Source organism: Paraburkholderia caribensis (assembly GCF_002902945.1).
GTDB classification, from domain to species: Bacteria; Pseudomonadota; Gammaproteobacteria; order Burkholderiales; family Burkholderiaceae; genus Paraburkholderia; species Paraburkholderia caribensis.
Genome location: NZ_CP026103.1, coordinates 382,844 through 395,008, shown reverse-complemented (window position 1 = coordinate 395,008; position 12,165 = coordinate 382,844). Strand labels below are relative to the sequence as shown.

The 12,165-nt window shown below is 62.0% G+C and carries 15 protein-coding genes; 6 read left to right on the top strand and 9 right to left on the bottom strand.

The window, feature by feature from the left end:
- Nucleotides 1–397: 397 nt before the first annotated feature.
- The 3 genes from C2L66_RS31245 to C2L66_RS31235 all read right to left on the bottom strand — a co-directional run bounded on the left by C2L66_RS31245 (nt 398) and on the right by C2L66_RS31235 (nt 3,317).
- Complete coding sequence (locus C2L66_RS31245; protein ID WP_054931697.1) at nt 398–895, bottom strand: YciE/YciF ferroxidase family protein; 498 nt, start codon at nt 893–895, stop codon at nt 398–400.
- A 93-nt stretch (nt 896–988) separates the two neighbouring features.
- Nucleotides 989–2,158, bottom strand: coding sequence for a zinc-dependent alcohol dehydrogenase (locus C2L66_RS31240; protein WP_060610745.1), 1,170 nt, complete (start codon nt 2,156–2,158; stop codon nt 989–991).
- A gap of 274 nt (nt 2,159–2,432) precedes the next feature.
- Nucleotides 2,433–3,317, bottom strand: a complete 885-nt coding sequence (locus C2L66_RS31235; RefSeq protein WP_060610134.1) for a manganese catalase family protein — start codon at nt 3,315–3,317, stop codon at nt 2,433–2,435.
- A 221-nt stretch (nt 3,318–3,538) separates the two neighbouring features.
- On the opposite strand from C2L66_RS31235, the gene C2L66_RS40925 reads away from it, so the two are divergent.
- The 4 genes from C2L66_RS40925 (at nt 3,539) to C2L66_RS31220 (ending at nt 5,879) form a co-directional block, all read left to right on the top strand.
- Nucleotides 3,539–3,787 (top strand): hypothetical protein, encoded by a 249-nt coding sequence (locus tag C2L66_RS40925; protein WP_148654660.1) that lies wholly within the window; start codon nt 3,539–3,541, stop codon nt 3,785–3,787.
- A gap of 192 nt (nt 3,788–3,979) precedes the next feature.
- On the top strand, nt 3,980–4,528 hold the full coding sequence (locus tag C2L66_RS31230) for a cation:proton antiporter domain-containing protein (RefSeq protein ID WP_233445086.1): 549 nt from the start codon (nt 3,980–3,982) through the stop codon (nt 4,526–4,528).
- 152 nt (nt 4,529–4,680) lie between these two features.
- Entirely contained in the window at nt 4,681–5,016 is a 336-nt protein-coding gene (locus C2L66_RS31225; protein WP_233445085.1) for a hypothetical protein, read from the top strand.
- 158 nt (nt 5,017–5,174) lie between these two features.
- On the top strand, nt 5,175–5,879 hold the full coding sequence (locus C2L66_RS31220) for a hypothetical protein (RefSeq protein WP_054931708.1): 705 nt from the start codon (nt 5,175–5,177) through the stop codon (nt 5,877–5,879).
- 168 nt (nt 5,880–6,047) lie between these two features.
- On the opposite strand, the gene C2L66_RS31215 is transcribed toward C2L66_RS31220, so the two are convergent.
- Both C2L66_RS31215 and C2L66_RS31210 read right to left on the bottom strand, forming a co-directional pair.
- Nucleotides 6,048–6,344 (bottom strand): hypothetical protein, encoded by a 297-nt coding sequence (locus C2L66_RS31215; RefSeq protein WP_054931694.1) that lies wholly within the window; start codon nt 6,342–6,344, stop codon nt 6,048–6,050.
- 168 nt (nt 6,345–6,512) lie between these two features.
- Complete coding sequence (locus C2L66_RS31210; RefSeq protein ID WP_063803410.1) at nt 6,513–7,130, bottom strand: NUDIX hydrolase; 618 nt, start codon at nt 7,128–7,130, stop codon at nt 6,513–6,515.
- Between C2L66_RS31210 and C2L66_RS31205 the strand changes: the two genes are divergently transcribed.
- Nucleotides 7,129–7,713, top strand: coding sequence for a low affinity iron permease family protein (locus tag C2L66_RS31205; RefSeq protein WP_082670548.1), 585 nt, complete (start codon nt 7,129–7,131; stop codon nt 7,711–7,713). The genes C2L66_RS31210 and C2L66_RS31205 overlap by 2 nt on opposite strands.
- Nucleotides 7,714–7,833: 120 nt before the next feature.
- Here the strand turns inward: C2L66_RS31205 and C2L66_RS31200 are convergent, their stop codons facing one another.
- The 3 genes from C2L66_RS31200 to C2L66_RS31190 form a co-directional block, all read right to left on the bottom strand.
- Nucleotides 7,834–8,124, bottom strand: coding sequence for a hypothetical protein (locus C2L66_RS31200; RefSeq protein ID WP_082433869.1), 291 nt, complete (start codon nt 8,122–8,124; stop codon nt 7,834–7,836).
- Between the two features lie 168 nt (nt 8,125–8,292).
- Nucleotides 8,293–8,670 (bottom strand): hypothetical protein, encoded by a 378-nt coding sequence (locus tag C2L66_RS31195; protein ID WP_060610742.1) that lies wholly within the window; start codon nt 8,668–8,670, stop codon nt 8,293–8,295.
- 107 nt (nt 8,671–8,777) lie between these two features.
- On the bottom strand, nt 8,778–9,644 hold the full coding sequence (locus C2L66_RS31190; protein WP_060610125.1) for an SDR family oxidoreductase: 867 nt from the start codon (nt 9,642–9,644) through the stop codon (nt 8,778–8,780).
- A 217-nt stretch (nt 9,645–9,861) separates the two neighbouring features.
- On the opposite strand from C2L66_RS31190, the gene C2L66_RS31185 reads away from it, so the two are divergent.
- Nucleotides 9,862–11,619, top strand: coding sequence for a RecQ family ATP-dependent DNA helicase (locus C2L66_RS31185; RefSeq protein WP_060610122.1), 1,758 nt, complete (start codon nt 9,862–9,864; stop codon nt 11,617–11,619).
- On the opposite strand, the gene C2L66_RS31180 is transcribed toward C2L66_RS31185, so the two are convergent.
- The gene (locus tag C2L66_RS31180; protein ID WP_063803415.1) at nt 11,603–12,058 is read right to left on the bottom strand and encodes a GNAT family N-acetyltransferase; all 456 of its coding nucleotides are present in this window, start codon (nt 12,056–12,058) and stop codon (nt 11,603–11,605) included. The genes C2L66_RS31185 and C2L66_RS31180 overlap by 17 nt on opposite strands.
- Nucleotides 12,059–12,165: the final 107 nt, after the last annotated feature.

Here is a 12,165-nt window from a genome sequence, read left to right as displayed (position 1 = left end):
TGCTTACCGCATCATTTTGAAGGTGGCCTACCGGCAATTCTTGCCTGTATTGGGCGTAGCAATCGCTGAAAAGTCCGCGAAGGTGGCTACGCACGCAAGGACAGTGCCTTGGTGCCTGATGTCGAGACTACCTTGACTTTCCGGTTAACGACAATGGTCTGGGGTTCTTTAAGAATGCGGGGCGGTAATTCGAGCGAAAAACGGCCCGATGATCGGGCTTTCCGTTGAATCGGGTCTCGCCAAAGCTATCGTCCGGGCGGACGAAGCGAAGCGAATCGAATCGAGGAGGCGACCCGGCATGCGCAATCAAGCTGGCTGCTGCCGAAGCCGCAGCCAGCTCATCTGAGATTAACGTGCGACGTCGTGGGCGCGGCATCGGCCCGACGACGTCGGGTGGTCAGGCGGCCTTCGCCTTCACGTTGCCCGCTTTCTCGGCGAACTGGGAAAGCTTCAGATCGGTCGCTTTCTCTTCTTCCAGCGTTTCCTTCAACAGTTTGACGGCTTCCGTCAAGCCGAGCTGTTTGCCGATCGCACACAGGCTGCCGTAGGCCGCGATCTCGTAGTGTTCGACTTTCTGTGCCGCGGCAACGAGGCCGGCGTCGAGCACCGCGCCTTTTTCGATCTCGTCGATGAGTTCATCCCCCTCTTCGATCAACCCCTCCATGGCGACGCACTTCATGCGCTTGAGCTTGATGCCGCTCACTTCGACGACCTGATCGATGCGCTCGACCTGCCCCTGCGTCTCCTCCAGATGCGTCTTGAACGCGTCGCTCAGTTGCGGATCCGATGCGGCGCGAGACAGCTTCGCGAGCGCTCGGGTCAACTGCTTCTCCGCGCTGTAAATGTCCGACAGCATATGGACAAAGAGATCGTCTACCGTTTTACGTTGTGCCATGTTGCACTCCCTTCGGTTGGAACTTCACTATCGACAGCCAGCGTTGCTGACTTCCTCCCTGTGAGAAGCCGCAGGCGCGACCCGCCCTGCTCCTCACGGTTTCAATACCACCTTGATGCAGCCGTCCTCCTTGTCCCGGAACGTCTTGTACATACCTGGCCCGTCCTGCAGCGGCACGGTGTGAGTAATGACGAACGACGGGTCGATCTGACCTTCCTCGATACGACGCAGCAGATCATCCGTCCAACGGTTGACGTGGGTTTGCCCCATCTTCCAGGTCAACCCCTTGTTCATCGACGCGCCGAACGGGATCTTGTCGATCAGACCGCCATAGACGCCCGGCACCGACAATATTCCGGCCGGGCGGCAGACATAGATCATTTCCCGCAGCACATGGGGACGGTCCGTCTCCAGCATTACCGCCTGCTTGACCCGGTCGTAGATCGAGTCGAACGAACGGGTTGCGTGCGACTCCATGCCGACGGCATCGATGCACTTCTCGGGCCCTTTGCCCTGCGTCAGTTCCTTGAGCCGGTCGAGTACGCTTTCCTCATCGAAATTGATGGTGATGGCGCCACCGGCCTGAGCCATCGCGAGCCGCTCTGGCACGCGGTCTATCGCAATGACCTGCCGTGCGCCGAGCAGCACGGCGCTGCGGATCGTCATCTGACCGACGGGCCCCGCGCCCCAGATCGCGACGGTATCCTCCGGCTGGATGTCACAGTTCGCTGCCGCCTGCCAGCCCGTCGGAAAGATATCGCCGAGAAAGAGGACCTGTTCGTCCGTGAGTCCGGCCGGGATTTTCACGTGCGTGGTGTCCGCCATCGGGACGCGTACGAATTCGGCTTGCCCGCCCGGGTAGCCCCCCGTCAGATGCGAGTAGCCAAACAGTCCGGCGGTGGTATGTCCGAACACCTTGTCTGCTTTGTCCCGGTTACGATTACTGCGCTCGCAAACTGAGAAGTTTCCGCGTCGGCACTGATCGCACTCGCCGCAGATGATCGTGAACGGCACAACCACACGGTCACCTGGCTTGAGCTTGTGGTTGTCCCTGCCTACCTCGACCACTTCACCCATGAACTCATGTCCCATGATGTCGCCGCTTTCCATGGTCGGCATGAAGCCGTCGAACAGATGGAGATCCGATCCGCAGATCGCGCACGAACTCACCTTCACAATCGCGTCGCGCCCTTCCTCGATAACGGGATCCGGAACCGTGTCGCACCGGATGTCGTGCTTGCCATGCCAACGAAGCGCTCTCATGTGCTTCTCCATGGAAATACTGCGATGATCGAGGCGTAACACGCCTCGTGCCGTCCAACAGCAATGGCTATTCCAGACGGTCGGCGGTTACGCCTTCAGAGATGTGCATCGGCCGTCTGTCACTTACGGAACGCAGGTCTCGTCATCAGCCAGAACAGCAGCGTGGAATTGCGCAGGCGGTCCGCGCATTTCTGCGCCGTTGCGGCAGGGGGATGCCTGCACAGAAGCGGTTCGCCGCCGCAACTGACCGACCTTGGCGAACCGCGTTCCAACGTTATTTCTGCACTGCCGCTTCCTGGTTCGCGCCAAGATCGGCGCCAGTGACAGGATCGCTGTCAGGCGCAGAGGCGGTGCGCGAAGCCATTGCGCTCAACAGATCCACCTGTTCAGGAGATACCTGAACGCTGGCAAGCCCATCGCCTCCGTCGACTGCCGGCTCGGGCTTTTCCACGAACTCCCAGCCCGGGCCCTGATTCCACGGCCCGCGCGGCGCATCATCGCCGTCGGACATGTTGTAGTAGACATTGGTGAACTCCGGCACGCCCGGCAATTTGCCTTGTGGAAAATTCGGCTGGATTGAATGCAAGGCCTTCTCGAATGATTTCTGATGCGCGATCTCCCGCGTCATCAGGAACCCGAGCGCATCCTGAATACCCGGGTCATCGGTCACGTTGATCAACCGTTCATAGACGATTTTTGCGCGCGCTTCTGCCGCGATGTTCGACCGAAGGTCGGCGGTCGGTTCGCCGATCGTGTCGATGTAGGCAGCGGTCCACGGCACGCCCGCAGAGTTGGTGAGCGCCGGCCCGCCGCCATACAGCAACGAAGTAACGTGCGAATCGTTGCCGCCGCTGGTGAGCGATCGATAAAGTTCGGCTTCCTGCTCGACGCCTTCCGCAAGCTGGCCTTTCGCGCCCTTGTTGAGCATCGCGACAATCGAACCAATGATCTCCAGGTGGCTGAGTTCTTCCGTCGCGATGTCGAACAGCATGTCGCGCCGGCCCGGATCCTCCTCGCTTACCGCCTGCGTGAAATACCGGCACGCCGCCGCGAGTTCGCCCTGAGGCCCGCCGAACTGCTCGAGCAGCAGGTTGGCGAGCCCCGGGTTGGGCGCCGCGACGCGTACGGTGTATTGCAATCTCTTGTTGTGAACGAACATGGCATTTCTCCAATGGATGTGACGGGACCTCTCACGACGTACTTCACGCCCCTGGCGGGCGAAAGAACTTCGCATCTGGAATGACATCAGGCTTGACTGGCGGTACGGACCGAAGACGAACGCAGGCGGGTGCGGGATGCCATCGAACCGGTCTCAGAGCGGTGGCTCTGGCGTGGTTGCGCGCAGGAACGCAAGGGCTCAATCTGCGGGACTGGTTCCGCATGCGCCGTGCCACGGGTTATGCAATCTACCCGGCACATCTCGATGCGGATCTTTACTTTGGATTGCAAATAATGCACGGGCGTGCAATGCGGCCTCGTCAAAGCGGCTGCGGTATGGCGATTGCTTTTCCCATCGTCAATCCACCAGGAGCGCATCGTGAGACGGTTGAACACTTCCCTGCTGTGCATGCAACTGCTGATCTGGAGCGCTGCTGTCGCCTGTTCCTTGATATGACGCCCCGCCTGTAACGTCTTGCCGTACCAGGATGGAGCGCGCCCGGACATTCCCTCCTGGCCGTGGCAGGGGCATGGTCAAGATCGTGACCGGGTTGCGGACGCGTTCTGGCGAAGCGGTTGGACTTGAAGGGTTTCTCGCCATCGGCCTGATGGGGCTTTGCTATGGGTGCCGCTTTGCTTGCGCACACATACGCATTCGTCGCGGTGTTCGTCGCCGGCGTCGCGCTGCGCCATGAAGAACTGGACGCAACGGGTGAGCAGATGCCCTCTGAGGCACTTGCCGATGTCGAGCGCAGCCACAAACGGGAGGCCGCCACCAGTCCCGAACTGGCGCACGCGTACATGGCCGAATCGATGATGGCATTTGCAGTGGAAATTGAACGGATCGTCCAATTTGGACTGATGCTGCTGGTCGGCAGCGTCATCTCCGCGCACTGGCGAGCACTGCTCGACTGGCATGCGATCTGGCCAGCGCTGTTCCTGCTGTTGGTCACACGGCCAATTGGAACTGCACTCTCGCTCTACGGATCGGCCTTCGACCGCCAGCAACGGATCCTGACGGCATGGATGGGCATTCGCGGAGTGGGCGCGTTCTACTACCTCCTGTTTGCTCTCGAGCACAGCCGCAGCGCCGTCCGTCCTCTCGCACCCGCGATTCTCGCGACCATCGTCATATCGGTGTTCGTGCATGGTTGCAGCGCGACGCCGGCGCTGAAGCGTTACATGCGCAGGTACCGGCGAGCGCCCTCATAAGACGCGAGACCCCGGCGCAAACGGACCGCGTCCGCTGGCTGGTAAACGCGGCAAACGGCTCAGACGGCGTTCCTATGCGCGCCAGGCGACGGCTTGCTGTGGAACGCCCAATGCGACGTCATTCCTGCCTGCCATCTCTACAGGAGCTCATCGTGCCAGTCTTTCCCGCCAACCCGCTCACCCCGCAAGACGCGCCCGCTCAGCAAAACCCGTCGGACGCGCGTCGACCCGGCCAACGAATCGAGGATGCCGCTGATCCCGTCGAGCGCGCGGATCGCCGCAGACTTCAAACGGACGACGGCGACGTGAGCGTCGCCCCCGATGGCACCGTCACACAGAAGCCGCACGGCAACATGGATGAAACGCTGGTTCCGAAAGGAAAGGATCATCCTGAACAAGGCTCGTACACGCCTGAACACGATCACGTCGATCCAGACCTGCAACCCAGCGCGGACAATGTGCCGCGCGGTCCGAAGCACGGAACCTGATCACGGCAGACATGTATGACAGGCGCGGGATCGCTGTCGTCTGGATGTGACATTCCTGCATCTGCCAAATGCGCGGCGCAACGGCATGGCGTTTGCGCAACCAAAGCGCCGCGCGGTGTCCGACCGGCCACCGCGCGTGGCACGCCAAGGGGGTAATCATGAAACTGCTCAGCACGCGCGATGGTCTGCCAAGACTGTCCTGGGGCACCGTCATCGCAGGCGTCATCCTGTCGATGATTGTGTATCTGATCATGAGCGTACTCGGGACGGCAATCGGAGCGTCGCTGCTAACGCCGATGTCAAAACCGCATCCCCTCGAAGGTTTTGGGTTCGGCTCCGGTGTCTGGATGATCTTGACGACGGTGCTCGCGGTCTTTGTCGGGTCCTATTTCGCGGGACGATGTGCCCCGGTGCTCGGATGGCTCCACGGTCTGCTCGCGTGGGCTGTCATGACGCTGCTGGTTGTCTACGGCATGACCTCCATCGTCACGGGTGCCGTCAACACAGTCGGTAGCGTCGCAGCGACGGGCGCGCAAGTCGGCGCAGCGGCAGCGAACCGGACGGGAGCGGCAAACCCGTCGATCGACTCCGCAAGACAGCAGGTCCAGGCAGCCGTCGCATCGGCAGCGTCATTCGCGTCGAGTCCGGATGCGGAACCGCAGGCCCGTCAGGCAGCGGACCAGGCCGCTCGCGGTGTCGCGCGGGCCAGCTGGTACTCGTTTGCCGCACTCATTGTGGGCGCAATTATCGCCATTGTTTCGGGCAGCGCGGGCTTCAGGCATCAGCCGCCTTTTGAAGAGCCCGGTGGTTCTTCGACCAGGGGCGATACGCTGCCGCACCGGGGCCGATACGCGCAGTCGTGATATCCCGGCTCGGCATGGTTAGCGGAGTAACCGGCCGGTCGACATAGTGACGAAGACTTTCTTGCAGGCGTAGGCGGGTGCCCTGCACTCGCCTACCCGCCCATGGGAACGCCCAGACCGATCAACAGGGCATCGGACCGTTATCGGCCGGGCCACGGCATCCCGCTTCTACTCTCCAGCGTCGGCAGGCGGTTCTTCCGAGAGCCAGTTGTGCACTTCAGGGCGCACACTGAACATCGGCGCTTCTATCCATGCCTCGAGCCACGACCGCCAGTTTCTCCACTGCGCGTCGTCCATGACAAATTCTTCATAACTGGTGTCCGGCGGCGGCTCGCAAACCTGCACATAGGCGACCCCATGGCCGTTCCAGTAAGCGAGCAGTTCGTCAGTCAGATCAGCTGTCACGCCGGAACCGTGATCGCGCAATATGCTTCCGACCTTTTGCTCGAATTCTTCGCGCGTCATTGCCATCCTTCCTCCTGGGTTGATCCCGCATCGCATGGGAGCGCGTCGGGGTTTGCAGTCGTTTCGCGTAACTTTTCCAATCGGGCCGTGCAATATTCGCTCTGCTGCATGCAGCGCGAGAAACGTGCCCCCGCCCGCACGGTGGCAAAGAGACTGGCCAGCTGCCCGTCATTCCCATGGCAGAGGCTCACCGTGCGATCCAGCTTTTCGTGGTCTTTGCGTCGTCCATTGCCAGGCGTGGCCACGACGGCCCGACGCGAGTTCCAGAATCGACCTCGTCGGCACGCTGACCAGTAGTGTTCCGATGTCGCGTGGAACGAACCATCTGCAACTCCGTATTTCGTTTCGCGGCTGCGGGTCTGCGCTGTCTGCAATTTCCACGATGAATACGTGATGGCGCTTGTTGAAGCCGACGAACTGCCAAAGGTAGGCTGACGACACGGCGACCAGCGAAGTCTCCTCCTCGAGCTCGCGATGCGCGCACTGCAATGGACTTTCGTTCGGGCGGACCGCGCCGCCAGGCAAAGCCCAACGGATGCGATGACGCACGAACAGAACCGTGTCGTCACGTCGGCAGATGACGGTCGCTCGCTCCTTCATGTTGGCTCCCTGATGCGTGCATCCGACAGTGCAGTTATGCGTGCCTTCCGACGGCTGACGCCGGATGCGGGTTCCGTTGCTCAAAGGCATGACGGGTCCGGTAAACCGGTAGCAAGATTCAGGCACGCCAAATGCCACCAGGATGGTGACCACGGACACGAACAGTTCAAAACGGGGAGGTGCCATGACTCACGAAACCTCACACGGCAGCGGCCCCACAGATGCGCTCGCGAGCGTGCCGAACACGTCGAGTCCCGCGTATGCGAGGCGAAATCCCGTCTCGCGTGCCTTCGACGCGTTCGCGGCCGCGGTAACCCGCTGGGCCGGATCGCCTTACGCCTTCGGGCTGGCGGCCATCTCCATTGTGATCTGGCTGGTTTGCGGACCTCTCTTCCACTTTTCCGAAAGCTGGCAACTCGTCGTGAACACTGGAACGACTATCGTCACCTTCCTCATGGTGTTCCTCATCCAGCAAAGCCAGAACAAAGACTCGGTCGCCGTGCATCTCAAGCTCAATGAGTTGCTGGCATCGCAAAAGGACGCCAGCAACAAGCTGATCGGGATCGAAGATGCCTCCGAAGACGATCTGCGCCGCGTCGCACAAGCGTACCTGGATCTGGCAGAGACAGCGGCGCGGCAACATGGCGATGACCCTGCCCTTGCACGCTCTATCGAAGCGGCGCGGCGACACGTGAGCGGGAAGTCCGAATCGACGCACCATGCGTGCGACGAACAGCAGCAACTCGCCGATCCGGGGCAGCAGCGGTAAGCCGAGCGGCAACCTGTCGGGCCTGGCTCATACGAAGTGTCACGGGCCTTTGCGTGGGCCACCGCCAACGCGCCCAGACGGGCCCGCCAGTGTCCCGCGCACCAGGAGCCGTCGAGGACGTCATCCTCGCACTAGTCCGTCGCTTAAGCCGTGCAGCTGCGACGGTGTCGAAAGAATGGAATCAATAAACGTGTGTGCCCGCTTTTCCCCGTAGCGGAAGGCTTCCTGTTCGGACAGGAAATCGAACTGCTCAGGGAAACTGACGACCTGATTTCCAGTTCGGCCAGGTGAAGAAATGGTCCAGGTTACCCGGTACCGCCTATACACGCCGCCGAGCGCGTATGTTTTCGCGGGCGTCACGCAGACATCGACGGTGCAATTGCGGTAAGGAAGATAGGATTGGAATGGCATGGCATGGGTCCTCCTGAAGCGCGGCAGTGCGCGGCCGTCGTAGGGTTGGAAAGCCCATCCGGCTCAAGCATGCAGCAACCGCCGTGCCGACACGCTCGCGCGAGGTCGAAGCATGCCGGAGAATATGGCTGGTGACGCGCCGACAGACATCTCGTTCCTCAAGGTGAGTCAAGGTGAGTCCCGCAGCAGCGCTGATTCGCACGCACGCCGGATGATCCGGTAGAGCACCGCGTCCGCATCGATCGATCCCCCGCTATCAAATATCGCACGGATGCCGACCGGGTCCAGCAGACAGCCGTGACACTCCGTCAAACGGACCGCGATGGGTAACGCCCGACTCGAAATCCTGACCCGTCGAAGGACATCCAGCACGGTGGAATCGGCGATGTGCCATCGTCGCATGACACCTACGGACTGCGCGGGCGACAACCACGTTCGAGACTCGGAAAACACGAGCAGATGTAAAGCCACGAGCAGCGTGAGAAGTCTTACCTGTCCGTCGACTTCACGATCCGGTAGCTGTCGTCCTGAATGTTGGCTTTCCATGTCCGCGCTCCCGATGGCTGTGTTCAATCGTCAGATCAGGAAATCGACCTTGATTGCGCGTAGAGGTGAAGGCCCGTCAGCATGCCGCCGGGCCGCGCCTCACCCGCCTAGAGAATCGGTGCGCCACCCGTCACGGCGATCGTCGCGCCTGACACATAACTCGCCTCGTCTGTCGCGAGCATCACATAAGCGGGTGCGAGTTCGACGGGCTGCCCCGGCCGCTGCATCGGTACCTGCTTGCCGAAGTTTTCGACTTTCTCTTTCGGCATCGTCGACGGGATCAGCGGCGTCCAGATAGGTCCGGGCGCGACGCAATTGACGCGAATGCCCTGTTTGGCGAGCAATTGCGCAAGGCCGCCTGTAAAGTTCTGGATTGCACCTTTTGTCGTTGCATACGCGAGTAAGCCGGGATTGGGCTTGTCCGCATTGATCGATGTCGTGTTGATGATCGAGCCGCCCGGTTTCATATGTTTGACGGCAGAGCGCACGATCCTGAACATCGCGCCGATGTTCGTATCGAATGTCTTGTTCCATTCTTCATCGGTGATCTCGTCGAGCGAATCGTAGGTCATCTGATAGGCCGCGTTGTTGACGACAATGTCGATCCGTCCGAACTCCGCCATTGCGCGCTCGACGATCGCGCTGCATTGGGCGGTGTCCCTGATATCACCTGGCATCAGCACCGCACGGCGACCGGCCTTTTCGACCCAGCGCTGCGTCTCGCGTGCGTCATCGTGCTCGTTCAGATAAGAGATCAGCACGTCCGCCCCTTCGCGGGCGAAGGCGATCGCCACGGCGCGCCCAATGCCGCTGTCGCCGCCCGTGATGATCGCCGCCTTGCCTGCGAGCCGGTTGTGTCCGACATAGCTCTCTTCGCCGTGATCGGGCTGCGGAGTCATCGGCGCGGTAAGGCCCGGCACAGCGTCTTGCTGTTGCGGCGGGAAAGGCGGCGCTGCATATTTGGTTCCGGTCATTGCTTGCTCCCATGAAATTGCGGCGTGCCGGCTTGCACGGTCGTGTCATGTGTCTAGCAAGCGCCCGGCCCGCTGGATCCGCGACCTGCCGCCTCCGGCGTTCTCCGTCTGCGCAGCCTTCCGCGGACGGCAGACGACGCGTGGCACGCCAGGCGGAATGCCCATTGCTTGCAGCGTGTCGGAGCGCCCGCCAGCGACACCTGTAAAGGAAGCACCGATGCCAGCATCGACAGAAACGAGCAGCAAGGCCATGCACCGGACGCTACGCGACGTGTTTGGTTTCGATTCGCTGCGTCCGGGACAACGCGAGATTATCGACAGCGTGATGCAGGGACACGACACGCTCGCCATCATGCCGACGGGTGCTGGCAAATCGCTGTGCTACCAGCTGCCCGCCATGCATCTGAGCGGCCTGACCCTCGTCGTATCGCCGTTGATCGCATTGATGAAGGATCAACGCGACAAACTGCTCGCCGCCGACGTGCAGGCGCTGCAGATCAACAGCACACTGAGCGCCGCCGAGGAACGGCAGACGTATGAAAACCTGACCACCGCCGCGCGCGCGATTGTGTTCGTCACACCCGAGCAACTCGCCAAACCGACGCTGCTGGAAGCGCTTCAAGGGCGTCGCGGCCCATGCGCGCAACCACGTGTGAGTCTGATCGTGGTCGACGAAGCTCACTGCATCTCGCAGTGGGGACACGACTTCAGGCCGGCCTTCCTGCAGATCGCCGACGCGGTGCGCAGCCTGGGAGGTCCGCCCGTGCTCGCACTCACGGCGACGGCGACGACGGCTGTCGTCGACGATATCGTGCGCACGCTCGGCATGCGCGAGGCGCGCGTGCTGCACACAGGCGTCTATCGGCCGAATCTGCGGTACAGCGTGACGCAGGTGTCGGTCGCGGGCACCAAAGGACGTGCATCCGCGCGTTCCGCGCAGGCGAAGCTCGCAGCGCTTCGCGCGTTGCTCGAGTCGCGCGGCGACGCCGGAATCATCTACACGGCGACGGTGCGCGAAGCGGAACGGCTGGCGGCGGCCGTGCGCGAATGGGGCGTGCCGGCTGCCCTTTATCACGGCCGAATCGGTTCCCGCGAGCGGCATGACGCACAAGACCGCTTCATGCGCGGCGACGTGCGTGTGATGATCGCGACCAATGCGTTCGGCATGGGCATCGACAAGGCCGACATACGTTTCGTCGTGCATGACCAGATGCCGGGCAGTATCGATGCGTACTATCAGGAAAGCGGGCGCGCCGGCCGCGACGGGGAAGCTGCCGATTGCATCCTGCTGTTCGATCTGAACGACAGGCGTGTGCAGCAGTTCCTGCAGCTTGGCCGCTATCCGGAGCGCGAACTCGTCGAGCGGGTGCGCGAGGCGCTGGGCAAGCACGACGACGGCACCGCGACGGGCATCAGCGCGGACGACCTCGCGCGCATGCTCCCGGACATCGGGCGCAACAAACTGCTGGTGGCGCTGAAAATTCTGCTCGACGCAGGGCTTGCGCGTCGCAATCGCGCGCGCCGCTATCTGCGCCGCGACGGCGCGCCGGGCAGCGATGCGCTTGCCACAGCGCTGCAACGGTACGACGAACTGGCGAAGCGCGATGGCGAGGCACTTCAACAGATGATCGACTATGCGCAAACGGGCGGTTGCCGCTGGCACACCATACTCGAGCACTTCGGCTTTGCCGACGAGGTCGACGGGTGCGGCACATGCGACAACTGCCGGAACCCGCCGCACGTCGAACCATTTCAGGCGCCCGTGAAGGCGATAGCGCCGGCTCGGGACGGGACGATGAATGCTGCGTCCAGCACGCGCGAGCGGCGGCACTGTTTTACGCGCGGCCAGTGCGTGCGGGTGCGCAAGTACGGGACGGGCCAGGTAACGTTCGCAACGACAGACCAGGTGGCCGTGCTGTTTCCTGATGGAACCACGCGCACCTTTCTCGCCCGATTCGTCAAGGCCGCTGCATGAACAGGACGTCCGGCGTGGAGCGTTCGGGCACCGCTTCGAAGCCCATGCTCGCATACAGGGCCGCGGCGCGGTCGTTTCCGCGTGCAACCCGGAGCGTCGCGCGGGCTGCGCCCGTTGACGCCATCCCTTGTGCGACGAGTGCCTGCACGAGATAACGTCCGATGCCTCTGCTGCGGCAGCGCGGCGACACGATGACCCGTCCGATATGAACTGCGCCCGGCTCGATCACCCAGAATTGCCCGAATCCGGCTACGGCCTCTCCTTCAACCAGGGTGAAACTCCGCTGCCCTTCTTTCACGAGTTCTGTCGCCACGACATCACACTGTGGAGGAAAGGCGATAGCAGGCCCCGCCCATTGACGGCAGACGGTTGCATCGGTGATCCACGAACAGATCTCGGGGTAATCGGTGGCGACCGTCCGCCTTATCTGTCGATCCATCGACACGCACTCCTTCTTCGACACCTGCCCATTTGAGCATCGCACGTACCACGCAACGGGCACCGCATTGCGAAGCCGAAAGTGGAATGCCGATTGCGGCACCGCAA